This is a genomic window from Flavobacterium sp. 38 (assembly GCF_057799715.1).
In genome coordinates, this window is sequence record NZ_JBYNWZ010000002.1 from 626649 (window position 1) to 652339 (window position 25691).

Sequence of the window (25691 nt, forward strand, 5' to 3'; positions counted from 1 at the left end):
AAAGCATTTTTTATGTTTAATTAAGGCTCAACCATTGCGGTTATGGCTTGTAAAAACCATGCTGAATGCGGAATCCATTGTTCGGTCCAGCGCCATTCGTTGCCTTTGTCTTCTGTTTTAAAATCAATTCCAGAACCATCTCCATTTCCATCTTTGCCCGTAATTCCGTTAGAGATTCCGCCTTTTTCTGAACCGTGTCCGTAATTAGAATGCATATAAGGAACGTTGTTTTCTCCAAATTTGTACAAGAAACACATTGAATAGGGATTACAGCCTAAAATCCAAGACAATTGCTGTGATGCGAATAAATCGAGTTCTTTTTTTGAGTTGCTGTTCTTTGGAATCGAAATACTTTTTCCGCCTTCTATTGCTGCAGTTGCTAATGAAGCTAATCGGGCATTTTCGCCTTGCCACCACCAGCCAGTCTCATTTTCATGCGGAATAAAAAATCCGTCTTGAATTTTATTATTATATAAAAAACTTTGTCTCGCGTATCCAAACGGGTTTGCCACATTGTTTGTAACAGATAAATTATAGTCTAAAGCTTTTTTAATGACATTTTGGGCAGCATTCCTTTCTTTATTGTCAGTTTCCTTTTCCAGATATCTTGTAAGCGCAACGATTGGCAAACCTGCATCGGCGGCGTGCCAAAACGGACGATTTCCGTCATTGCTTCTAAACCATCCTTTATCCGTCATTCGGTCTTCAAGTTTATGCGCCCATTTTCTGGCTTCATTTTTATAAAAAAAATCATTGGTCGCAATCCATAATTCTGTCGCCGCCATCAAAGCACAATAATCGTCTATAATGTTTTCTTTTCCGTCGTCGTCATATTTGGTATTGTTACTTAAAAGATGCGCATAAGCTCGTTTGGCACCGTCTAAATATTGTTTTGAAGTAAAATCGCCGCTTTTATTCCATTTTGAAATTCTGGCAAGTGAGGCTATTGCTATTCCTGCCCCTTCGCGAAAAGCAGATTGGTATTCATCTGTCGTAACACTATTGGCTTTGAGTCCAACAATTCTTCTCGCTGCTGGATTTTTATCAAAATAACTGAAAACAATCATATAGAAATAATCTTCATCAGAAAGACAGCGCATCATATAATCGGCACCCCAAATAGCTTCGCTATCTAGAGAATCTTTTATTTTCCATTGTTGAAGCTGTTTTGAGATTTTTTCAGAAGTATTGATTAACGACCAAGTCACCAAAGGCGTCTGCTGAGGCGATACAAAATTGGCGTAAGCTAAATGAGAAAAATATTTGCTTACATCTCCAGATGCATCGCACCATCCGCCGTGAACGTCTACTTTTTTTGTGCTTCCAAATAATAACATGTTCTTGTCTGCTTCTAGTTCTTCAGGAGTATTGGCTCTTTGCTTGTTGTAATAATGAACAATTGAAGAAATGGTTCTTTTAGCCAATATGTTTTCTTCTATAGAAAAACGGGCAGAAGTATAAATTTGATCAGCAATTTTGAATGTAACTTTATAATTTCCCGGTTTTTGAAAAGAGGAAAAATCGGCTTTATAATAAAAAATGCCAAGTTTCCAATCGGCTACACTTTCTGCTTTTCCAATTTTAGAAGTAAAAACTGTTTTTCCAGAATCGGCATCTATAAGGTCAAAAGTTGAATTTAAAAGATTGCTATAATATTCAATAATGGCAATTTTTGGGCTCTTCGGATCAAACCCAACTTGATTGACAAAAATAACCGTTTTGCTATAAGCCGAAACAGAAAAGAACAAAACTAGTAATGCACAACTTAATTGTTTTCTGAATTTAATCATGGTTTAGTTTTTAGCTAGTAGAATAGGCAAATTACAAAAAAGAGAAATTTTACCTAAACCAAATTGTTTTGTTCTAAAAATCAAAAACCTGCAAAACAGATTAATTTTAGTATCGTTTATGCTAAAATTTAAAAAATGCTGATGTGTATTTGATGTGATTTTTTGCTGGCAAACAGTTTTAATTCATTATCCCTTTCACGTTTTTCATCTGGCTGAAACATTTAGAGTGAATTTCTAGTCCTTCTTTGTACTGCTCTGCACTCATTCCGTACAAATAAGGCGTATTTTCTAAATCAATTTTATTATAAGAGGAAATTTCAAATTGATTTTGAATGGAATCTGACTGTCTGTTATCTTTTTTATTGGTATTTTGGTTTGTCATAAAATTAAAACTTAAATGGAAAAATGGGTTATAGTATTTTAATTGCTTACGAGGTTAAAAGTTTTATTTTTTCGATTGCTTGTTTGTTTTCATGAGCGACTTCTACTAAGGCGAGTAAAACATCATTTCTTAAAATTGTTTTGTTTCTAACGTTTCTAATTAATGCTTTGCTTGGTGCTGGTTGCCCTTTTTTGACCATACAAGCAATGGTAAGATCTACATAAGTTACAGGTAAATGCTTATCTATAAATTCGTAAGCTTTTTTATTGTGAGAATTATCTTCTTTAAAATTGCTATTATTGATTAATTTTGACATATATTTGCTAATTATTATTTACATGGTAATGGTTTATGTAAATGTAAGAATATTATTATATTTATTATTCTTTTTAATGTTAAAAAATATATTTTGGCTATATATTTCTATGAATTTTAATGATGATGTATCACGAGAAACTAAGTAAATTCTTTAAGGATAAAGGATTAAAGCAGAAAGAAGTTGGGGCAATCTTAGGATTTAGCCCTGCTATGATTGGAAGATATTTACATGGAACGGCTAGTATTGGTTCTGAATTTATTATTAGCTTAAGTAAAAATTTTCCGGATGTGGATTTGAATGATCTTTTTGCTCATGATGAGCAGAATATGGTTAATGAAGCTGGAGCAATTTATGAAAAGCAAACTATTTTGAATGATCTGCAAGAAATAGAAGGCCGTATTCATGATATAAGGTTGCGCTTGGCAGACACAAAGTTTGAGGAATAATACATAATGAATTCCAAAAACAGCTAACAATTCTAAATTTTACAGTATTAATTAAACCACTCTATTAGAGTGGTTTTTTCTTTTAAAATAGCTGACTTTTAACTAAATAAATGCTAAAGGGTTAAGCTTTTTTTTATTAAATTTGGTTAACAATTTCTAGCAGTAACCAATATGGAAAAATTAAAACGACCGGTTTATGTTAAACCAGGAGCGGATGATTTTTTTAAAAAGATGCGTTTAGAAGTGAATGAAACGGTCTTAAAAAACTCGTCCTTGTATGTATTAAATGTTGTGAAGTCTTTAGGGCTTCTGGCAGTATTTTTTTTGTTCTACGCCTGTATTTTAATTTTCGGGAACCAGACCCCTTTATTATTTCTTTTTTATATTTTGTCTGGTATTACAATGATCGTTTTATTTATAAATGCTTTTCATGATGCTGCACACGGAGCTTTGTTCAAAAAGCCAAAGCATAATGAGTGGTTTTTATATGTTTTAGAACTTTTTGGCAGTAACCATTGGCTTTGGATGCGGCGGCATATAGGCCTGCATCATGCGTATCCAAACGTGCCAGATTGGGATATTGACATCAAGCAAAGTGATATTATTCGAATATTCCCAAACAGTCCACTATTTAATTATCATAAATACCAACATATTTACATGTGGTTTATTTATCCGCTTTACAGTCTAAATTGGCTTTACATAAGAGATTTTAAAGACTTTTTTGGCAAAAAAAATAATTACGTAAAGAAAGTAGTAGACAAAATTCCAAAGCAGGAAATCTACAGGCTTTTTGCGGCCAAGATTATCAATCTCATATATTTGCTTTTTATTCCGATGATGCTTTTGAGCCAGCCTTGGCACATGGTTTTGTTGGCTTGGCTGTCTATGCACATGTGCGGCAGTGCAATTGGTGTGGTGGCTTTGGTTTCGACTCACGTTGACGAAGATGCCCATTTTCCAGGCACAGATGAAGACGGAAATCTTTCGGATACTTGGGTTGTGCATCAAATGATTGTAACAAAAGATTTTAGCACAGAAAGTAAATTGGCTAATTTTTTATACGGCGGATTTACGCATCACGTTGCACATCATCTTTTTCCAGCTGTTGGACATACCTATTATCCGTATATAACGCCAATTATAAGACGTTATGCAGAAGAATATAATCTTCCTTATACTTCTTATCCATTTTATCACGCAGTTCGTTCTCATTTTAGAATGCTGAAAAACAAAGGTGTAAAGGAAAATATTTTAGCTACAGGTGAGATATAGCTGTAAAAGGTACATATAAAAAAAGCGGTTTTAAAAAACCGCTTTTTTTATGCTTGTATTATTCTTTAATTTCAGCATTTTGCTTTTTGGTGTTCAGATCTTTTAAAAACGGACCTGTAATTTTAATATCAAAATTATCTTCTTTAAAAACCGTCAATTTTGATTCCGCAAATTTGTAGACATTGATTTTATTGTTTTTAACATCAATAAACAAGTCATACGAATAAGTGCTGCAGTCATGCTGTTTGCATCCCCAAGCGTGCAGGATATTATCTTGCTTTTCAAAAGGAGTTTCGGTATTCCAGTTTTTTACCATTTGGTCGTAATCAGAACCTAATAGTTTTTTTAATCTTGGAGCTAAACTGCTTTTGGTTAAAAACTGCGTTCCGATGACGCTGGTAGAATTTAAATTGTATAAAGAATCATTTGGGTTTATAACAATACTGTCTTCTTTTAAAGCTTCTGTTTTTATAGAAGTAGAATCTGTTTTAGGAATACTTTCTATTGTTTGTTTTTTGCACGAAATAAATATAAAACTGCTTAAAATAACTGTTGAAAAGTATGTGGCTCTGTAATTCATAATATAACTGGTTTTAGAATTAATAATTTTAATTTACAAAGTCGTAATGATCTTATTTTCATAAAGATATTAAAAATAATGTTGCTTTAGAAGTAATTTAGTGCAGATTGTAAATTTTAAAAATGGAAATCTGATTAATCAGTTTTTAAGTTTTTTTGTTTAACTTCAAATTTTTAAAATTATCAGGCAATGAATCACATTCTCAAAATCTTAGTTTTTGCTCTTTTCGGAATTAGTTCTTTACAGGCTCAGAATGAAGTTTATACATCTTCAGTAGAAGTTACAATTTCAGATACGACATTTGTAAATCTGAGAGATTACAGCAATGATTTTGTCTATGACATGAAATATGCAACCGAAGATAATTTTCTAAAAACCAAAGTGTACGACTGTGCAGAATGCATGCTTCGTTTAAAAACTGTAAAAGCTTTAATTGCGGCCAATAAAGATTTTTTGAAGAAAGGTTATAGAATCAAAATATTTGACTGTTACAGACCTTTAGATATTCAGAAAAAAATGTGGGAGATTGTATCGAATCCGATCTATGTTGCCGATCCAAAAAAAGGCTCCATCCATAATAGAGGAGGAGCCGTTGATATTTCTTTGGTTGATATAACAGGAAAAGAAGTGGATATGGGAACTTCTTTTGACTTTTTTGGAATTATGGCCAGTCATAATTTTAAACAGCTTTCAAAAGAAATTCTTTCGCAAAGAGCCTATTTAAAAAAGACAATGATTAAAAATGGCTTTAATTCATTTGATTCGGAGTGGTGGCATTATAATTTAAAAACCGGTTTAAAAGATAAAGTGTCCAACCAAAAATGGAAATGCGATTAATTATTCAACGCACCTAATATTTTCCATAAAATAAGTATTCGGATTGGTAACTTTTCCGGTTAACTCAGATGTAAGTTCTCTTTTTACAATGTAATCTTCAATATTAGTAAGGTATTTTACTCGCATAATCGAAATCGGAGACTTTTTAAGTTCTTCGTAATTGTCTTTCATAAACATGAAAATACCTGTGTTTACACGATTATTGTACCCTTTTTCATCACGAATTAAGGTTCCGCAATTTTCTTGATCGATATGCATTAAGGTTACAATTTTTCCGTTTTCTAACTGTAAAAAGATTTTAGAGTTCTTATCAAAACAATTGGCTTTAATAAAGTCTTTACTTTTTTGAATTCCTTGTAAATTTAAAGTAGGCAATCCGTCAGTTTGAGCTAATGAGAAGAAAATATAATTAGAGTTTCCTCCAAAATGTTTTTCGCTCATTAGGTACTCATTCGTCACTTTGTAGCTCCCGATTGAGTCATTTACATTTACACTGTATTCACATGGTTTTTGTGCAAATGCGGTAAAAGTCAATAAAAAAAGAGTTAGTGTAATTAGTTGTTTCATTGTATTAGTTTATTTTGGTGCAAATTAAAACTATTTTGTTATCTTTTACATCAGTTGTAAAAAAACAATACAAATTACCTCCATTTTTTATTTTCCATTTTTTTCGAATGTTTTCTACCGTTTCAGGAAAGTTACGAGTTGTAATATTGGCCTGTTTATTCGCCAATTCGTTTTTCATTTCATTTTTATTGTATGAAATGACTTTTTGAACTTCAAACTTTCTTCCAGGAAAATCAATTAAATCATCTGAAGTATACAGATGCGAATGCTTGTGCAGTTTGTCAATTGAAAAAATACTGCTTACTTCATCAAAACCGCCCGATTTCATGATAGCAGCATTTGGCTCGTAAAGATATTTCTTCGGAAATCCATAAGATAAAGATGAGGTTTCTCCGCCTAAAACAAACTCAAAAGTTTCTGTTTTTTCCTTTAAAAGATTAGCGGTTTTTAAAGTTACTTCGCCAGAATAATTTTTGTGAATTTCAAAAAGCAGTTCTTTAACTTCGTTTTCGAGCGCTATGATATGAATGTTCTTTACATTTTTTAATTCTGATAATCCTGCCGAAATATCCAATAAAGGGGCCGTTTTAATTAAAATATGATCTGATTTTTCGAAATAGAAATCAAGCAATTCAGGAACATTTGGAAGACAGTCTTTCAGCATAAAAACTTTGCCTTTGCTATCATTTCTTCGCGAAGGATCAATATAAATCCAATCAAACTTCTGATTTTCTTTTTCTAATACATGAATAGAATCGCCAGCATAAAAAGTACAATTTTCAACTTTTAGCTGTTTAAAATTGTGCGACACAATTGCCGATAAATCTTCGTTTATTTCGCAATGCGTTATCGATTTAAATTGCTTCGAAAAATAATAATCGTCAACTCCAAAACCTCCAGTTAAATCAATTAAAGTCTCTCCGGAAATTAATGACGCTTTGTAAGCCGCAGTCTTTTCTGAAGAAGTCTGTTCTACAGAGATTTTACTCGGATAAATAATGCTTTCGGCAGCAAACCAAGTCGGAAGTTTTTCCTTAGCTTTTGTTCGAGCTTCAATTTGGTTCAAAATTACAATCCAGTCCATTTCTGGAAACGGATTTTTTTGGAGCGCCAATTTTGTTATATCTGCACCAGTATTTTCAATTATATATTTCTGAATATCTGGATGCAAAATAGAAGTATTCAATTTTTAGATTCTTTCGGTTAATACGGAGACAATTTTATTGTTTGGAAAAAATTCTTTTAAAATTACTTTAATCATTGTAAAAGCTGGAACCGCGATAATCATACCGACAATTCCGAATGTAATACCGCTGATCAAAATAATTAAGAATATTTCTAACGGATGCGAATTTACGCTTTTTGATGAAATTATAGGCTGACTGACATTATTGTCAATGGCTTGAACGACTAAAAAGCCTATAATTACATAAATTGTTTTCGGTAAAATTTCCGATTGAAAATCTTGCCCAATCATACTGATCATGGTTAAAATTCCTGCCAAAGTTGTTCCGATAATTGGCCCTAAATAGGGAATGATATTTAAAATGGCACATAAAAATGCAATTACAAAAGCATTTTTGTTTCCAAAGATTAATAGCACAATTAAGTATAAAATAAATACAACAATAAGCTGTAACAGTAAGCCAATAAAATATCGGGTCAGTAAATGGTTAATTTTGGTGATAGAATTCAGGATTTTATCTTCGTTTGAATCAGGAAGTATTCTTCTCGCCTGATTTTTAAAAATATCCTGATCTTTTATAAAAAAGAAAGTGATAAAAAACACCGATACCAAGCCCATTCCCATGTTGGCCATAAAATTGATTATGGAATTTATGAAGCCGGTAAAATAGCTAAAATCTAATATAGAGGTAAGTTTAGAGTCTTTTATAACTTTATTTAAATCGATATGCTGGATATTAAAGTATTCTTCCAAATGGGTTTCGGTTTCTATAAATTTTTCCTGTAAATGCGCCGTATCCAAAAGTGCTAAATTATTGGCTTGCGAAATAATTAAAGGAACAAACAATAGAATGAATCCCACAATTAGAAAAATAAAAAAGATAATGGTAGTGGTGGCTGCCAGAGAATTGCTGAATTTTAGTTTGTTTTTTAAAAATAAAACCAGCGGGTTTGCAATTAAACACAATATTAAAGAAATGCACAAGTAAACAATTACAGTTTGAATTTCATATAAAAAATATAAAACGATACCAATTATTAAGATTGTAGCTAAAGCTCTTAAAATTCCGTTCGAAATAGTTTTTGACGTGATCATGTTTAAAATTTAGACTATAAATATAGGAAAAAGCATTTTAAAATTTAGGGTTAAACAAAAAAAGCGAGATGAAAACATCTCGCTTTAAATTGTGTTTTGTTAACAATTATTGTGCAAAAGAAGCTCTAGCTCCTCCAGTTGTAAAAATTGCTGATATTCTGTTTTTCTGTCCTGTCGAAAACATGTACATTGCTGCGTCGTCAACATAATCCATGTAGTTCATTGTCATTTCTACAGGAGTGCCAGAACAAGTGCTGTAATGTGGGTAAGCAGGAACGCCATAGTTTGCAGTATTGTGCGTTGGAGTGTCTGAAACTAAATCGCTTCCGCAAGTTGCATCTCCCCAGATGTGACGTAAATTCATCCAGTGTCCCACTTCGTGAGTTGCCGTTCTTCCTAAGTTAAATGGAGCGTTTGCAGCACCAGATAAACCGAAATAGCGAGAATCAATTACAACTCCATCAGTTGAAGAAGCACCTCCAGGAAATTGCGCGTATCCTAAAATTCCGCCTCCAATGTTGCAAGACCACATGTTTAATTTTGTAGTTGGAGAGGTTGGTGCAATTCCGCCTTGAGCAGTTTTTTTCATCGCATCGTTTGTTCCCCAAGAAGTTTTGGTAGTCGATTTTCTGATAACCTGATCCAAAACAAATGAGATTCCGATGTTGGCTTTAACTCCTGAGAATAATGCTGGCACATTATTGTAATCAGAGTTTAGCGCATTAAAATCTTTGTTTAAAACATCAATCTGCGATTGAATTTGTGTGTCCGAAATGTTTTGTGCAGCGGTTCTGTAAAGAACATTAACTACAACTGGAATTTCGATTTTTCCATTTACCAAACGGCCTGTAAAAGTAGAACCAGCATGTTGTACCGTAAAAGTTTCAATTTCGTTCATTCTAATAGCCAATGAAGGATCGGCTTTCAATTGAGCTTCTAAAACTTCTTGTGTTGCACAGCCTCTTCTAGAAGCAACAGTTGCATCTGCATTAGCAGATTCTGATGATTCATTTTGACAAGCAAACAGCATTAATGCTGCAAATGTGGTAATAATAACTTTTTTCATAATAATTTGGGTTTTTTGTTATAAAAATGTTGATTAGTTGAATATTGATGCAATTTTATAACAAAAAAGTATTGTAGAAAAATATTACAAAGAATAATTTGTGAGAAATTTTACAATCCCTTACAAACATTGATTCCTACAAAAATTGACTAAAAAATATTATGATGTATTTTCTTATTTTGTAATTTTTTCAAAGCATTTTGACGGCAAAATTTGCTTTTTATCGGATTAATAATCAGATAGATGTGGTCAGGAAAAATAGAAAGTTGTTTTTTTCTAAGTAAAAGACGAAAGAATTCTTACGATAAAATCTAAGTAGAAGTGATCTCATACAGCGCAATACTTGCCGCTTGAACGACATTCATACTGCTGTTTTTGCCAAACATATTGATATGCACAATTTGATGCGAAAGTTTCAAAAGTTCGTCTGAAATTCCGTTAATCTCGCTTCCTATCAAAAGAGCGATTTTTTTATTTTCAGGAATTATAACTTCTTTTAAAGGTTTGCTGTTGGAAGCTATTTCTAAAGCAATAATTTCAAAATGATTCTCAATCAAATAAGAGCGAAGTTCGTTATAATCTTCAATCACTGAATGCTGTACATAAAGATGCGTACTGCGTGAAGTTTTATTGATTTTACGAGGTGTAAGCGGAATGTCTTTTCCGAAAAAGATAATATTTTCAACTCCGAAAGCTTCAGAAATGCGAAATAAAGAACCAATATTTTGCTGAAAGTAAATGTGATCGCATACTAAAGTTATGGGAAATGTTTTTCTTTCAAACTGATTTTCTTCGTGAGTTAACTGCACTTTCTAAAATTTAATTGGTAAAAATATAATTGATGATGTTTGCACCCATTTTCAGCGCTTTGTCTCTTACGTTTGCTGGATCGTTGTGCACTTCGGCATCTTCCCAGCCGTCGCCTAAATCACATTCGTAAGTATATAATATAACGAGTTTATTGTCGATAAAAATTCCAAATGCTTGCGGACGAGTTCCGTCGTGCTCGTGAATTTTTGGCAATCCGTTTGGAAAAGGAAACGGTTTCTGAAAAATAGGATGGTTTGCAGGAATTTCAGTTAAATTATTATTCGGAAATATCTTTTTGATTTCTTTTCGAATAAATTGATCCATTCCGTAATTATCATCAATATGCAGAAAACCTCCAGCAGTCAGATAATTTCTCAGATTGGTTACGTCTGCATCGCTAAAAACGACATTTCCGTGACCCGTCATGTGCACAAACGGATACGACAACAAATCAGGATTGCTTGGCTCTACAGTCGAAGGTTTTGCTTTTATTCTTGTATTAATGTTGTTGTTGCAAAAACTGATTAAGTTGGGCAAAGAAGTCGGGTTGGAATACCAGTCACCGCCGCCGCTGTATTTAAGCAAAGCAATTTCTTGTGAGAAAGAGACAGTTGAAAAAAGTAATAGTAAGTAAAATATTTTTTTCATTTAATTATATTTTTTGCTTCATTTTCCTTGAGATGCTTTTGTCATCCTGAGGAACGAAGGATCACACAAGAAACTCCGTACAGAATTTGCCAATCTTTGTCTATTTACGAGTGTGATCCTTCGTTCCTCAGGATGACAGACCTAACGTTGTATTTTTTTTATTCATTAAAGAAAACCACACTATGACAAGCCACAACAGCTGCGGTTTCAGTTCTTAAACGCGTATTTCCTAAAGTTACAGGTTTGTAATTGTTTTCTAAAGCCAATGCAATTTCCTTTTCAGAAAAATCACCTTCTGGGCCAATTAAAATTGTAACATCTTCATTTGGCTTTAAAACTTCTTTCAATGATTTTTTATCGGTTTCCTCGCAATGTGCAATCAATTGCAAGCCATTTTGCTGTCGTTTGATAAAATCTTTAAACGAAATCGCTTCATTCAATTTCGGAAGAAACGTTTCGTTGCATTGTTTCATTGCCGAAAGAATAATTTTTTCGAAACGGTCACGATTGATTACTTTTCGTTCCGAACGATCGCAGAAAATAGGCGTAATTTCTTGAATGCCAATTTCGGTTGCTTTTTCCAGAAACCATTCAAAACGATCGTTCATTTTGGTTGGAGCAACCGCCAAATGCAAATGAAATTTTGGTTTTTCGGCATTTTTGATAGAAAGCACTTCAACCGTACATTTGTTATCAGAAGCTAAAGTAATCTGAGTTTCAAACAATAATCCAGAACCATTGGTAACTTGAAGAATGTCTGAATCTTTTTTTCGGAGAACTTTTATAATGTGACGACTTTCTTCTTTATCAAAAGAAAAACTTTGGGTTGTTTCGTCTATATTCGGATTAAAAAATAACTGCATGATTAAAATTCGATTCTTGCTTTAGAAACCACAGCAGAAGTTTCAAAACGATTAGATAAGTATTTTTGGTAGCCCACAATTCCAATCATTGCAGCATTGTCTGTTGTGTATTCAAATTTCGGGATGAAAGTTTTCCAACCGTATGGATTCTCTTGCAAACGGGTTCTGATTCCAGAATTTGCAGAAACTCCGCCACCAATGGCAATTTGTGTAATTCCAGTTTCTTTTACGGCAAGTTTTAGTTTATCGATCAAAATTTCAATAATCGTGTGTTGGATTGAAGCACAAATATCATTCAGGTTTTCTTCGATAAAATTCGGATTTTCCTGTTTGTTTTTTTGAATGAAGTACAAAATAGCCGTTTTAAGTCCAGAGAAACTGAAATCTAATCCCGGAACTTTCGGTTTTGTAAAAGGAAACGCTTTCGGATTCCCTTCTTTTGCATATTTATCAATCAAAGGCCCGCCTGGATAAGGAAGACCAAGAATTTTGGCGCTCTTGTCAAATGCTTCACCTACAGCATCATCTGTAGTTTCTCCAATAATTTCCATATCAAAAAAGCTATTCACTTTTACGATTTGCGTATGTCCGCCACTTATCGTTAAAGCTAAAAAAGGAAATTCTGGTTTATCATAGCCTTCTTCATCGATAAAATGGGCTAAAATATGAGCATGCATGTGATTCACAGCAATTAATGGAATGTCTAAAGCCAATGATAGCGATTTACTGAAGGAAGTCCCCACCAATAAAGAGCCCATTAATCCTGGACCTTGCGTAAATGCGATTGCGCTTAACTGTTCTTTTTGTACATTTGCTTTACGAAGTGCAGCATCTATCACAGGGACAATATTCTGCTGGTGTGCGCGTGAGGCCAATTCAGGAACAACACCTCCGTATTGATTATGAATTAATTGATTGGCTACAACATTTGACAATACTTTGTCGTTATGTAAAACCGCGGCAGCAGTATCATCGCATGAACTTTCGATGGCTAGGATAAAAACCTCTGGATTTTGCATATAAAGGCACAAATTTTGAATTATATTTGACAAGTCAAATCTTTAGAAATATCTTTGATAGAAGCAGTGCCCAAAATTAAAGAATTTTTATCAAAAACAGCGGCTCTTTGTCTGTTCAAAATAAATTAAAAGAAAACTAAAATTAAAGAAGCTATCAAAAAAGTAAAAAAAATAATATCCAGAACCCTAATTGGGTTGATTTTACTTTTGTTAGCTCTTGCTATCATACTCTCTCTTCCTGTGGTTCAGACACAGATTGCCAATTATGTCACCAATTCTTTAAATGAAGATTTTAAGGTTAATATTAATGTTGAAAAAACGGCGATCAATATTTTTGGAGGCGTAAAATTGAAGAAAGTAACGATTTTAGATCATCATAAAAAAACGATGATTTATTCGGATATCATTACAACTGATATTGCGAGTTTCTCTAGATTGTTGGATGGAGATTTAATTTTTGGAGATTTACGTTTAACAGGTCTGATTTTTAATCTGAAAACCTATAAAGGCGAAGATGAGAACAATATCAATAAGTTTATACAAGCTTTTGAAGTTGAAAATACGCCAAAGAAAAAATCGACTAAACACTTTTTGCTAACAGCTAAAAACGCCTATATCGAAAAAGGAAGATTTTCTGTTGTTGATGAAAATAAAACGACTCCTAAATTTCTCGATTTCACCAAACTAAACGCTTATATCAGCGAGTTTAAATTGTATGGGCCAGATGTAAATACCAACATTCACAGGTTTTCGTTTATGGATCACCGCGGTTTGTATGTGTCTAATTTTGCTGGGAAATTCAGTTATACTAAAAAACAGATTAAAGTTGAAAACTTGGCTATTACAACCAAAAGATCTTCTATTTACGGTTTAGCCATTTTAAATTATAAGCCATCAGATTTTCTTGATTTTACCGACAAAGTTCGATTTGATGTAAAGATAGATTCGTCTTCGATTGCAACAAACGATATTCGCCATTTTTATGACGGTTTAGGTAAAAATCAGCATTTTAAACTGAAAACAAAATTAGACGGTCCGCTTAATAATATGACGCTTACCAAGCTACGATTAAGCGATACAAACGGATCAAAAATTAACGGAACTATCAATTTTAGGAATCTTCTAGGCAGTAAAGAACAGAAGTTTTCTATGGATGGAAAATTTGATAAACTGCTTTCTAGCTACGATGATTTGGTTATTCTGCTTCCAGGAGTTTTAGGTAAAAGACTTCCGAAAGAAATGAAGCGAATTGGGAAATTCAATATTGTTGGAAAAGCAAAAGTATCGACCACAGCTTTAGAAACCGTTTTTAAAATTGCCACCGATTTAGGAAATGGAGAAGTCGATCTTCATCTGAATAACATGGATTTTATTGATAAAGCTTCGTATGCAGGAAATATTGTTTTAAACAATTTTGATATTGGCGCCGCTTTAAATAGAAAAGATATTGGCAAAACGACTTTGAATCTAGATGTGGACGGAGTTGGTTTTACTGAAAAATATTTGAATACCGTTATTAAAGGTGATATTTCGAAACTCGATTATAATAAATACACTTACAATAATATAGTAGTAAACGGAAACTTTAAATTGCCTTATTATAAAGGGCAAATCGCCATCAACGATCCGAATTTAAATTTAAGTTTTGACGGTTTGCTGGATTTAAGCAAAAGAGAAAACCGCTATGATTTTCATATCAATGTCGAAAATTCAGATTTAAGAAAATTGAAGTTTGTCGGTGATTCTATTTCTCATTTTAAAGGAGATGTTGTCGTTCAGTTAACTGGAAATTCTATTGAAAACCTGCAGGGAGATATTTTTATAAACGATGCCGAATATCAAAATCCAAAATCAACTTATGTTTTTGATCAGGTAAACTTGAATTCTACGTTTGATGCAGATCGTTTGAGAACTATTACAATTAGTTCGAATGATGTGGTTGACGGAAAAATTGTGGGTAAATTTAGATTCGATCAGCTGGATAAATTGGTGATGAATTCTGTGGGTAGTTTATATACCAATTACAAACCTTACAAAGTTAGAAAAGGACAGTTTCTGCGTTTTAATTTCCGTGTTTACGATAAAGTGGTCGAAATGCTTTATCCGCAAATCAATATAGATTCTTCTACGGTTGTAAGAGGAAAAATAGATTCTGATTTACAAGAGTTTAAATTTCGTTTTAGATCGAAAAAAATTACAGCAGACAAAAATACGTTTGATAATATCCGTATTAATATCGACAATAAGAATACACTTTATAATGCTTATGTCGAGTTAGACAGTATCAAAACTCCGTATTATAAAATACGTGATTTTAATTTGATTAATGTTACGGCAAAAGATACTTTGTTTGTGCGTTCGGAGTTTAAAGGTGGAAATCAGGGAGAAGATTATTTTAATCTAGATTTGTATCATACGATTGACAAGAGCAAGAATAATATTATCGGAATCAAGAAATCGGAAATGAAATTTAAGGACTATATCTGGTACTTAAATGAAGATGCTGAAAAAGACAATCAGATTATTGTTGACCAGTATTTTAGAAATTTCAATTTTGACAATATTGTTTTATCTCATGAAAATCAGAAAATTGATTTAAACGGAGTCATAAAAGGAAAAGATTATAAAGATCTGGTGCTGACATTTGAAGATGTTGATATCAATAAAATTACGCCTACTAATTCCAAATTTGTGTTCGATGGTAATTTGAATGGAAGTGTCAATTATAAGCAGAATAAAAATGTTTATCAGCCTACGGCATCCATTAAAATCGATCACCTTGTAATGAATAAAACAGAATTAGGCACGCTTAATTTTGATATTTCGGGAGACGAAAGTTTTAGGAAATTCACGGTTAATTCATCGATTCAAAATGGTTTTACCGAATCGTTTAGAGCAAATGGAACTTTTGCTGTAGAAAATAAGGAAACCATTATGGATATGAGCCTGAAACTGGAAGGTTTCAATCTGGCGACTTTAGGAACTATTGGCGGAGATGTCCTTTCTAATGTTCGTGGTTCTGTTTCTGGAAATGCGGCTGTTGTTGGGAATTTGAAAAAACCAGAAATCAACGGGCGTTTATATGTAGAAAAAGCCGGAATGACAATTCCGTACCTAAATACCGATTATGAATTGAGTGATCGAACGGTAATTGATTTGACAAATGAAAAATTCTTGTTTAGAAATAATCAGTTAACGGATACTAAATATGGTACAAAAGGTTTGTTGAATGGAAGTATCGAGCATAAAAATTTTGGCGACTGGAAGTTAGATTTAAATATTACGTCTAAACGATTGGTTGCACTCGATACAAAAGACAGTGATGATGCGGCTTATTTTGGAACGGCATTTATAAACGGAACGGCGAGTATAAGAGGGCCGGTGGAAAGTCTTTTTATTAAGGTAGATGCGAAATCGGAGAAAGGAACAGAAGTTAAAATTCCGATTAATAACGTGCAAAGTGTTGGAGAAAGCAGCTGGATTCACTTTGTAACGCCGCAAGAAAAATATAATCTAGCCAATGGAATTGTAGAGAAAACTAGAGACTACAACGGACTTGAGCTGGAGTTTGATTTTGATATTACGCCAGATGCCGAAGTTGAAGTGATTTTAGATCGAAATTCTGGGCATGGTATGAAAGGAAAAGGATATGGATCGCTTTTGTTTAAAATCAATACTTTGGGTAAATTTAATATGTGGGGAGATTTCCAGGCATACGAAGGAACTTATAATTTTAAATACGGCGGACTTATCGATAAAAAATTCTCGGTTAAAAAAGGAGGTTCTATTATTTGGGAAGGAAACCCGATGCGTGCGCAGCTGAATTTAGAAGCGGTTTATAAAACGCAGGCCAATCCGGCAGTCCTTTTAGATAATACTTCGTCATTCAATAAAAAAGTTCCTGTAGAAGTAGTAATTGGTTTGCGAGGGGATTTATCAAATCCTGAGCCTAATTTTGATATTCAGTTCCCGTCTGTTAGTAATGTTTTAAAATCGGAGATACAATATAAGTTAGATGATAAAGATATTCGCCAGACGCAGGCGCTCTATTTGTTGTCTACAGGTTCGTTTATGAGTACCGACGGATTTAGTCAGGGAGATTTCTCTGGAACTTTATCAGAAACGGCTTCAAGTTTATTAGGAGGAATTATTAAGTCAGATAACGATAAAGTAAATATCGATTTGAATTATATTGCCGCAGACAGAAGAACAGGGCAGGAGGTTGACGGTCAATTTGTGGCGAATATATCTTCTCAGGTAAATGAACGAATTACGATTAATGGTAAATTAGGAGTTCCTGTTGGCGGAGTGAACGAATCGGCAATTGTGGGAGATATCGAGATTTTATATCGTGTCAACGAAGACGGTACAATGAACCTTCGTCTGTTTAATAAAGAAAACGACATTAATTATATAGGGCAAGGAATTGGTTATACGCAAGGAGTCGGTATTTCGTATGAAGTCGATTTTGATACCTTCAGTGAACTTGTAAATAAGCTGTTTAAAAGCCATAAAATAGAAAAGGCTGTAAAAGGTTCTTCGTCAGATGAGCTGCAGGATTCTTCTTTAAATCCAGATTACATGAATTTTACAACTAAAAAGGAATCGGAGAAAAATAAGAAAAAGGCAAAAGAAGACGAAGAAAAAAGGAAAAAAGAAGAAGAAAAGAAGAAAAAGAAGGAAGAGCAGTCTCCAAACCATAATCAAGGACTAATTCCTGATAACGATTATTAACACTTTGTTAAAAATATACATTTATAAAACCATTATTCTCATAATGGTTTTTTTTGTGCTAAATTTAAGCCCTCTAATAAAATTTTCCATGTGAGCGGGAAATTCTGATTTTTATAACACTTCATCAGGGTATTGTTAATTTTGACGATTTAATTAAAAAAATAGCGATTTATTATTTTTAATGAAATTTTTTCCTAGAAAAAACTTATTAACGAAAACGTTTGAATTTAACAGATTTTATTAATTTATGATAATCGTAACCTGAAAAGTGCTGAATGTTTGCTAATTTTACACTTTAATACTTAAATAATGCCAAAAACAATAAAAAAAGTAGGTGTTCTTACCTCAGGAGGAGATTCACCTGGAATGAATGCTGCAATACGATCAGTTGTTCGAACTTGCGCATACCATAATATAGAATGCATCGGAATTTATAGAGGGTATCAAGGAATGATTGAAGGAGACTTCAAAGAAATGGGACCACGAAGCGTAAATAATATTGTAAACAAAGGTGGAACGATCTTAAAATCGGCTCGTTCAGTTGAGTTTAGAACCCCTGAAGGTAGAAAAAAAGCACACGAAAACCTTGTTAAGGCTGGTGTAGATGCTTTGGTTGTTATTGGCGGTGACGGTAGTTTTACTGGAGGATTAATTTTTAATTCAGAATTTGGTTTCCCAGTTATGGGAATACCAGGTACAATCGATAATGATATTTATGGTACAAGTTTTACTCTTGGGTACGACACAGCTTTAAATACTGTTGTAGACTGTATCGATAAAATTAGAGACACGGCAAGTTCTCACAACCGTCTTTTCTTTGTAGAGGTTATGGGTAGAGATGCTGGTCATATTGCTCTTAATGCAGGTATTGGTGCAGGAGCAGAAGAAATCCTTATTCCTGAAGAAGATTTAGGTTTAGATCGTCTTTTAGATTCACTTCAAAAAAGTAAAGCATCAGGAAAATCATCAAGTATTGTGGTAATTGCTGAGGGAGATAAAATTGGTAAAAACGTATTCGAATTAAAAGATTATGTTGAGGCTAATTTACCTGAGTACGATGTACGCGTTTCTGTTTTAGGACATATGCAGCGTGGTGGTTCTCCATCTTGTTTTGACCGTGTTTTAGCAAGCCGTTTAGGAGTAAAAGCAGTTGAGTCTTTAATTGAAGGAAAATCTAATTATATGGTTGGACTTCGCGAAGACAAAGTGATCTTGACACCACTTGAGCAAGCTATTAAAGGAAAATCAGAAATTGATAGAGAATTATTAAAAGTGGCTGACATCATGTCAACATAATTCATATAAAAGTTTAAAAAAGAAGAGAAGTTTATTGTGAGGAAATTAGACTTTGAAATAGTGTAATAAAAACAAAAGCAAAAATTTAGTAAAATGTCAAAAGTAAAATTAGGAATAAACGGATTTGGACGTATCGGAAGAATCGTTTTTAGAGAGTCTTTCAATAGAGATAATGTAGAAGTTGTTGCAATCAACGACTTGTTAGACGTAGATCACTTAGCTTATTTATTAAAATATGATTCAGTTCACGGTCGTTTCGACGGAACTGTAGAAGTTAAAGAAGGAAAACTATATGTAAACGGAAGAAACATCCGTATTACTGCAGAAAGAAATCCTGCTGACTTAAAATGGAACGAAGTTGATGTAGATGTAGTAGCTGAATGTACTGGTATCTTCACAACTATCGAAACTGCAAGTGAGCACTTAAAAGGTGGTGCTAAAAAAGTAATCATTTCTGCTCCATCTGCAGATGCTCCAATGTTTGTAATGGGTGTTAACCACGAATCTGCAAAAGCTTCAGATTTAGTAGTTTCTAACGCTTCTTGTACTACAAACTGTTTAGCTCCATTAGCTAAAGTTATCAATGATAATTTCGGAATCGTTGAAGGTTTAATGACTACTGTTCACGCAACTACTTCAACTCAAATGACAGCTGACGGACCTTCTAGAAAAGACTGGAGAGGTGGGCGTGCTGCTGCAATCAACATCATTCCTTCTTCAACAGGTGCTGCAAAAGCGGTTGGAAAAGTTATTCCAGAATTGAACGGAAAATTAACTGGTATGGCTTTCCGTGTTCCTACTGCTGACGTTTCTACAGTAGATTTAACTGTAAAAGTAGCTAAAGAAACTTCATACGAAGAAATTATGGCTGTTTTGAAAAAAGCTTCTGAAAACGAATTAAAAGGTATCTTAGGATATACTGAAGATGCAGTAGTTTCTCAAGATTTTATCTCAGATAAAAGAACTTCTATCGTTGATGCTGGTGCTGGAATTGGTTTGAATTCAACTTTCTTCAAATTAGTTTCTTGGTATGATAATGAGTACGGATACTCAAGCAAATTAATCGATTTATCTGTACATATTGCAGGTTTAAAATAATAATATATATTTTTGCAAAATCCCGTTACTTTAAAATAACGGGATTTTCTTATTTTGTTACTTCTATAATTAATGTAAAAAATACACTTTTAAATTAAAAATAGAAAAACCTAATTCCAAAAACTAAACAAATGAAATTAATAGTTGACAGTGGATCTACTAAAGCCGATTGGATTGCGATAGATGATAATGGAAAAGTATTATTCACAACACAAACTTTAGGATTAAATCCTGAAATTCTAGACGGGCCAGAAATCATCACCAGATTAAACGACCGTTTTGATATTTTACAAAATAAAAAAGAAGCAACTCATTTGTTCTTTTACGGTGCCGGATGTGGTACAGATAGAATGAAAGAGTATTTAAAACAAGTTTTTCAAGAGTACTTTTCTAACGCTATTGTTGACGTTCAGGAAGATACTTATGCTGCTGTTTATGCTACAACTCCAAAAGGGCAGGAAGCGATTGTTTCAATCTTAGGAACAGGATCTAACTGCAGTTACTTTGATGGAAAAGTATTGCACCAAAAAGTTCAGTCATTAGGATATATCGTAATGGATGACTGCAGTGGTAATGTTTTTGGAAAAGAATTAATTAGAAAATACTATTTTAATAAAATGCCTAAAGAATTGGCGGTTGAATTTGAAAAGGAATACGACGTTGATCCTGATTTTATTAAAAATAAATTATACAAAGAACCAAATCCAAATGCTTATTTGGCAACTTTCGCTAAGTTTTTAATTAAACATAAAGACTCAGAATTCTGCAGAAAAATTATTTTCAAAGGAATGAAGTCTTTCGTTAAAAACTACATCAAACAGTTTGATAACTGCAAAGAAGTTCCGGTACATTTTGTTGGTTCAATTGCTTTTTATTTAAAAGACGAATTGCAAGAGACATTTGATAAATATGAACTTCAATTAGGGAATGTTTTAAGAAGACCTATTGATGGATTAATTGCTTACCATGTCGCTAATCAATAGTTCTGGTTTTATGGAAATTGCCATTATTGCTCATGATGGTAAAAAAGCGGATTTAATTGATTTCTTAATCAAAAATGAAGCTATTTTGCATAATGAAAAAATAAGGCTTATTGGGACTGGTACTACGGGAGGAAAAGCAGAAGCTGCTGGATTTAAAACGCAGAGAATGCTTTCTGGACCGCTTGGAGGCGATGCGCAAATTGCAGGAAGAGTTGCGGAAGGAATTACGCAGATGGTTTTCTTTTTTAAAGATCCTCTATCGAGCCATCCGCATGAAGCAGATATTAATATGCTGATTCGTGTTTGCGATGTGCATAATGTGCCGCTGGCAACCAATGAAGCAACGGCACAATTATTATTAGATGCTATTGCACAGCGATTATAGAAATCTCTACATTAACATTTTTTGGCAGACAAGCCACTTGAACCGTTTCACGAGCTGGAGCGGTTTTTTCGTTAAAATAAGATCCGTAAACCGTGTTTATTGCTCCAAAGTTATTCATGTCCATGATGAAGATAGTTGACTTTACAACATTTTCAAAAGTCATTCCTGCAGCTTCTAAGATTGCAGCAATGTTTTGCATTACTTGGTGTGTTTCGTCATTAATGTTCTCTGTAATCAATTCTCCTGACTCAGGATTGATTGCAATTTGCCCAGAAGCATAAAGAGTATTTCCAGATAATACGGCTTGATTATAAGGCCCGATTGGAGCCGGAGCTTTCTCGGTAAAAATTATTTTTTTCATAATGAAAGTATTTGGATTCGAAAGTAGTTTATCTATTTGAAACGCTTCGTTTGTTCCATTTGATATCGCTAAGCATGCCAGATTTAATTCCGATAAAGAAATTCCAGTTAGAGTTTGTTCCTAAAGGCTGCCAGTTAAAAGCCATCCTCCAGCTTAATAAATCTCTTTCAAAACGGAATTGTGTAAAGGTAACTCCTTTTTGTACAAAATCGTAACCCGTAGAAACTCCAGCTTTCCACTTAGGAGTAAGATCGGTATTGATAGAAACCATGATCGAGTTTCCAGAAATCGTGCTTTCTCGTTTAATGTTTGAATACGTTAACGAATAGGCAAGTGTCATGTCCCACGGAACTTTAGAGTTAAAGAATTCTGTAATCACATCTTCTTTTTCAGGTTCATTGGCAAACTGGCTGTTACGGCTGTCATTTAAGTCGGTATTGGTACCAAACAAGTCATCGCTTCGTCCACCATTCCGCTGACTCTGCGTATTTTTTTCTTTCCCAGTTCCTTTATTCGAGAACGAGTAGTTTATGGTTACGTTGGCACTAGTCATTCTAAATAAACTTCCGCCATTGTCAATGTTGAATTTATCAATTTTGTTACCACCATTATCGATCGCATACGGATCTAATGTGGCACCAAAGTTCATATTCATTTTATTATCAAAAAACTGCGTTCCACCACTTACCAATACAGGCTGCCATCCAAATGTTGATTTACCGTCAGCATTGAAATTGTAACTTGTACTGAAGTTTAAGTTGTTTAACAGCATGATCTTCTTAGGCTCTGTTTTTGTGCTGTCTCGGTCTCTTACTTTAGCTTCAAAAGTATTGCTCAAAGCAAAACCAACAATATTAGAGTTGTCTTTTCCAGGCGCTCCGTACAATCCGTTTTCAAATCTTGTGTATTCAGAAGTAATTCTTCCAGAGGCATCTACAGCATAAGTGTCGTAATATTTTTCAAAACTTGGCGTGTAAGCGTATGTAATACTCGGACGCATTACGTGTCTAATAGATTGAATTTTTTTATCTTCTCCGAAATTAAAAGTTCCGTAAATCGTCGTACCTAAATTGGTGCTGAAATTGTATGTTCTAAAAGCATCAAAACCATTAACAGTTTGGTTGACTGTTTCTCCTTCGGCAGGATCGTAAACTTTTTTGATGGTTTTGTTTACCCATGTTTCCTGATAAGTTGTAGAAGCTCCAGCACTAAAATATTTGAAGATTTTAAAGTTAGTACTCAACGGAATAGTTTGCTGTAATCCTAACTGCGCATCATTGAACATCTGAGGTTTGAAGAACAATGAATCTTTTGTTTTGAAATAGTTTTTACCGCTTACATTGTACTGTAAGTTGATGTTTTTAATTAATCCTTTTTTTACCCCATTCTTTCCAACAAAAGGATAGATACGGTCAATACTTCCTTGTAAAGACGGAAGGGTCATAATAATGTCTTCTGTCTGCGTATTCTGGCTATGAGTCGCTGATAGAGAAATACGCGAACCTGGAATCGTATTAAAGGTTCTGTTGTATGAAATAGACGAACTTAAGGTGTTATTTAAGTTCGATCCGATATTGGCTTGGTTGATCGATTGTTTGAAGTATTTACTACTACCCATGTTGACAGAAGCCGAAAAAGTAGAATTCGGATTCGATTTTGTGTCTTTAGAATGTGACCACTGAATGTTGTAAATGCTTTGTTTAGAATAATCGGGATAACCGCGTTCGCTGCTAATTAAGTTCTCAAAACGGATATTCACGTTTCCTCTGTATTTATATCGCGTTGCATACGCTGATTCAAATCGCATGGCGTAACTTCCGTTGGTATAATAATCTCCGAGTACGGTTAAGTCGTAATTGTCGCTCAATGCAAAATAATAACCTCCGTTCTGTAATGAAAAACCTCTAGTATTAGAATCGTTATAACTAGGAATAATAATACCAGAAACGCTTTTTTCCTGACTCATTGGGAAATACGCAAAAGGCAATGCCAAAGGAGTAGGGACATCAGCAATTACCATATTCGTTAAACCTGTAATTACTTTTTTTCCAGGTATAAATTTAACTTTACTCGTTTGGAAATAGTATTCAGGATGATCGACATCTGTTGAAGTGGTAAATCTCGCGCCTTTTAAAAAGTACACAGAATCGTTTTCTTTTTTAGTAACGGCAGCTTTAATTTTAAATTCGCCTTGTTCTGTTCTAGAATTGTAGATTAAGGCTTTTTTAGTTTTAAAATTAAATCGGATGGAATCTGGCTGCACTTCGCTTGATCCTTGTTTGAAGTTAGGATATTGCGTTAAAACCCCAGCAGAATCTTTAATTCTTCCGGCATAAACTTCATCTTTTTCATAATTAAGAACAATTATACCCGATTTTAATTCAACATCTTTATAGTATAATTCTGCTTCATTATATAAAGTGATCAGTTTATTTTTCTGGTCGATTTTAGCATAATCTTTCGCTACGTATCTTACTTTTCCATCCAAAAAAGTTTTTTTAGGCCTAACAGTATCTAATTTTATAGTATCTGTTGGAATTATAGCTGGTTTTTCTACAGAAGTAGTTTTATCTGTTTGTTTTCCAGCAGGTAAAGACTTTTTTTTGTTTTTTATCTCTTGCGAATATAAATTACCACAACCTATAGTTAGGAAAAATGATATTAAAACGATATTAAATAAGTTTGTGTGCAAAGGTTTAAATGCTATTTTTGTAAAATTATGGCTTGTTTTTTGACATGTCAAACTTACATATAATTTTTTGGCAAAAATAATCAATTCTAAAAATTATAACAGCTGCATTTTATTAAAATTAACTTTTAGATTTATGAATAGAATTAACAAATTTAAGGTAATATTTACTTTATTTCTAATAATTTCATCCTTTTGTGCTCATAGTCAGTCAAATGTGTTTAAGGTTACGCTTGATGCCGGACACGGAGATCATGACTTTGGAGCTGTTTATAGCGGACGGATCGAAAAGAATATTGCTTTAGCTATTGTTTTGAAAGTAGGGAAGATTTTAGAGCTTAATCCGAATGTTAATGTTATTTATACTCGAAAAACAGACGTTTTTATAGATTTGGTTGAAAGGGCTAACATTGCCAACAGAGCCAATTCGAATATTTTTGTGTCTATTCACTGTAATGCCAATAAAAATACAGCAGCCGATGGAACTGAAACGTATGTAATGGGTTTGAGTAAAGTTGCATCGAACCTTGAAGCGGCAAAAAAGGAGAACTCTGTAATTACACTTGAGAAAGACTACAAACGTAAATATGAAGGATACGACCCTAATTCTCCAGAATCGATGATTGGTATGACTTTAATGCAAGAAGAATATTTAGATAATAGTATTTCGCTTGCTACTAAAATTGAAGATAATTTTGAGAAATTAGGAAAAAAACTTCGTCAGGGAGGTGTAAAGCAAGCGCCTTTCATGGTACTTCATAAAGCTTACATGCCTAGAGTTTTGGTCGAAACAGGATTTGTATCGAATCCGACAGAAGGGAATATTCTGAATTCTGAAGAAGGTCAAGACGATATTGCAAGAGCAATCGCAGAAGCAATCTTAAGTTACAAACGCGAATATTTTGGGACAGGAGCGGAAGCTACTGAAAGTCGGCCCGTAAGAGATACTACGCCTGCAAAACCAAAAACAGCTGCTCCAGTTGCAGTAGCTAAAAATGCTCCAAAAGGAACTTTCTTTAAAGTGCAGCTAATTGCAAGTATTAAAAAAACACCTTTAGAGCCTAAAAACTTTAAAGGGCTTAAAAATGTATCAATGGTATACGAAAATAATATTTATAAATATTTCTACGAAGAAACTCCAAGTTACGAAACAGCTCAAAAATACCTGCAAGAAGCTAAAAGTAAAGGATATGGTGCTGCATTTTTAGTGGCAACTAAAGATGGAGAAAAAATCAGTATTCAGGACGCGATTAAATAATCAG

23 protein-coding genes are annotated in these 25691 nt (G+C 33.6%); 9 read left to right on the plus strand and 14 right to left on the minus strand.

Annotated features, from left to right (window positions below; translation table 11 throughout):
* Positions 1-20 precede the first annotated feature (20 nt).
* The 3 genes from AC3E9W_RS07805 to AC3E9W_RS07815 all read right to left on the minus strand — a co-directional run bounded on the left by AC3E9W_RS07805 (position 21) and on the right by AC3E9W_RS07815 (position 2488).
* Positions 21-1790: a glycoside hydrolase family 9 protein gene (locus AC3E9W_RS07805; protein WP_488767930.1), complete on the minus strand. Its 1770-nt coding sequence runs from the start codon at positions 1788-1790 to the stop codon at positions 21-23.
* 178 nt (positions 1791-1968) lie between these two features.
* The gene (locus tag AC3E9W_RS07810; RefSeq protein ID WP_488767932.1) at positions 1969-2172 is read right to left on the minus strand and encodes a hypothetical protein; all 204 of its coding nucleotides are present in this window, start codon (positions 2170-2172) and stop codon (positions 1969-1971) included.
* A gap of 46 nt (positions 2173-2218) precedes the next feature.
* Positions 2219-2488, minus strand: coding sequence for a hypothetical protein (locus AC3E9W_RS07815; RefSeq protein WP_306160508.1), 270 nt, complete (start codon positions 2486-2488; stop codon positions 2219-2221).
* A 119-nt stretch (positions 2489-2607) separates the two neighbouring features.
* On the opposite strand from AC3E9W_RS07815, the gene AC3E9W_RS07820 reads away from it, so the two are divergent.
* On the plus strand, positions 2608-2937 hold the full coding sequence (locus tag AC3E9W_RS07820; protein ID WP_306160506.1) for a helix-turn-helix domain-containing protein: 330 nt from the start codon (positions 2608-2610) through the stop codon (positions 2935-2937).
* Positions 2938-3108: 171 nt separating this feature from the next.
* Entirely contained in the window at positions 3109-4212 is a 1104-nt protein-coding gene (locus AC3E9W_RS07825) for a fatty acid desaturase family protein (protein ID WP_488767934.1), read from the plus strand.
* Between the two features lie 58 nt (positions 4213-4270).
* Here AC3E9W_RS07825 and AC3E9W_RS07830 read toward each other — a convergent pair whose 3' ends face one another.
* Positions 4271-4792 (minus strand): Ivy family c-type lysozyme inhibitor, encoded by a 522-nt coding sequence (locus AC3E9W_RS07830; protein ID WP_488767936.1) that lies wholly within the window; start codon positions 4790-4792, stop codon positions 4271-4273.
* Between the two features lie 189 nt (positions 4793-4981).
* On the opposite strand from AC3E9W_RS07830, the gene AC3E9W_RS07835 reads away from it, so the two are divergent.
* Complete coding sequence (locus AC3E9W_RS07835) at positions 4982-5629, plus strand: M15 family metallopeptidase (RefSeq protein WP_488767937.1); 648 nt, start codon at positions 4982-4984, stop codon at positions 5627-5629.
* Here the strand turns inward: AC3E9W_RS07835 and AC3E9W_RS07840 are convergent, their stop codons facing one another.
* The 8 genes from AC3E9W_RS07840 to tsaD form a co-directional block, all read right to left on the minus strand.
* Positions 5630-6196: a hypothetical protein gene (locus AC3E9W_RS07840; RefSeq protein ID WP_456896512.1), complete on the minus strand. Its 567-nt coding sequence runs from the start codon at positions 6194-6196 to the stop codon at positions 5630-5632.
* A 4-nt stretch (positions 6197-6200) separates the two neighbouring features.
* Positions 6201-7382: a THUMP-like domain-containing protein gene (locus AC3E9W_RS07845; protein WP_488767939.1), complete on the minus strand. Its 1182-nt coding sequence runs from the start codon at positions 7380-7382 to the stop codon at positions 6201-6203.
* A gap of 3 nt (positions 7383-7385) precedes the next feature.
* Positions 7386-8477 carry an AI-2E family transporter gene (locus AC3E9W_RS07850; RefSeq protein ID WP_488767940.1) on the minus strand — a complete coding sequence of 364 codons (1092 nt, stop codon included), beginning with the start codon at positions 8475-8477 and terminating at the stop codon, positions 7386-7388.
* Positions 8478-8583: 106 nt separating this feature from the next.
* Complete coding sequence (locus tag AC3E9W_RS07855; RefSeq protein ID WP_306160493.1) at positions 8584-9543, minus strand: zinc metalloprotease; 960 nt, start codon at positions 9541-9543, stop codon at positions 8584-8586.
* A 311-nt stretch (positions 9544-9854) separates the two neighbouring features.
* Positions 9855-10352 (minus strand): TrmH family RNA methyltransferase, encoded by a 498-nt coding sequence (locus AC3E9W_RS07860; RefSeq protein WP_488767942.1) that lies wholly within the window; start codon positions 10350-10352, stop codon positions 9855-9857.
* Positions 10353-10362: 10 nt separating this feature from the next.
* Positions 10363-11001, minus strand: coding sequence for a DUF4159 domain-containing protein (locus tag AC3E9W_RS07865; protein WP_488767944.1), 639 nt, complete (start codon positions 10999-11001; stop codon positions 10363-10365).
* Positions 11002-11159: 158 nt separating this feature from the next.
* Positions 11160-11864, minus strand: coding sequence for a 16S rRNA (uracil(1498)-N(3))-methyltransferase (locus AC3E9W_RS07870; RefSeq protein ID WP_488767946.1), 705 nt, complete (start codon positions 11862-11864; stop codon positions 11160-11162).
* A 2-nt stretch (positions 11865-11866) separates the two neighbouring features.
* Positions 11867-12883: a tRNA (adenosine(37)-N6)-threonylcarbamoyltransferase complex transferase subunit TsaD gene (gene tsaD / locus AC3E9W_RS07875; protein ID WP_488767948.1), complete on the minus strand. Its 1017-nt coding sequence runs from the start codon at positions 12881-12883 to the stop codon at positions 11867-11869.
* Positions 12884-13078: 195 nt separating this feature from the next.
* Between tsaD and AC3E9W_RS07880 the strand changes: the two genes are divergently transcribed.
* From AC3E9W_RS07880 to AC3E9W_RS07900, 5 genes are all read left to right on the plus strand, one after another.
* On the plus strand, positions 13079-17617 hold the full coding sequence (locus AC3E9W_RS07880; RefSeq protein ID WP_488767950.1) for a translocation/assembly module TamB domain-containing protein: 4539 nt from the start codon (positions 13079-13081) through the stop codon (positions 17615-17617).
* Between the two features lie 309 nt (positions 17618-17926).
* Positions 17927-18913 carry a 6-phosphofructokinase gene (gene pfkA, locus AC3E9W_RS07885; protein WP_306160482.1) on the plus strand — a complete coding sequence of 329 codons (987 nt, stop codon included), beginning with the start codon at positions 17927-17929 and terminating at the stop codon, positions 18911-18913.
* Positions 18914-19006: 93 nt separating this feature from the next.
* Positions 19007-20011: a type I glyceraldehyde-3-phosphate dehydrogenase gene (gene gap, locus AC3E9W_RS07890; RefSeq protein ID WP_125722828.1), complete on the plus strand. Its 1005-nt coding sequence runs from the start codon at positions 19007-19009 to the stop codon at positions 20009-20011.
* A gap of 131 nt (positions 20012-20142) precedes the next feature.
* A complete protein-coding gene (locus tag AC3E9W_RS07895) occupies positions 20143-20994 on the plus strand; it encodes an N-acetylglucosamine kinase (protein ID WP_306160479.1) in 852 nt (283 codons plus the stop codon).
* A 10-nt stretch (positions 20995-21004) separates the two neighbouring features.
* Complete coding sequence (locus AC3E9W_RS07900; protein WP_306160575.1) at positions 21005-21379, plus strand: methylglyoxal synthase; 375 nt, start codon at positions 21005-21007, stop codon at positions 21377-21379.
* On the opposite strand, the gene AC3E9W_RS07905 is transcribed toward AC3E9W_RS07900, so the two are convergent.
* The gene (locus AC3E9W_RS07905) at positions 21360-21740 is read right to left on the minus strand and encodes a RidA family protein (protein WP_488767952.1); all 381 of its coding nucleotides are present in this window, start codon (positions 21738-21740) and stop codon (positions 21360-21362) included. The two genes, AC3E9W_RS07900 and AC3E9W_RS07905, sit on opposite strands and share 20 nt — an antisense overlap.
* Before the next feature lie 28 nt (positions 21741-21768).
* Entirely contained in the window at positions 21769-24483 is a 2715-nt protein-coding gene (locus tag AC3E9W_RS07910; RefSeq protein WP_488767954.1) for a putative LPS assembly protein LptD, read from the minus strand.
* Between the two features lie 82 nt (positions 24484-24565).
* Here AC3E9W_RS07910 and AC3E9W_RS07915 point away from each other — a divergent pair, with 82 nt between their 5' ends.
* Entirely contained in the window at positions 24566-25687 is a 1122-nt protein-coding gene (locus tag AC3E9W_RS07915; protein WP_306160473.1) for an N-acetylmuramoyl-L-alanine amidase family protein, read from the plus strand.
* Positions 25688-25691: the final 4 nt, after the last annotated feature.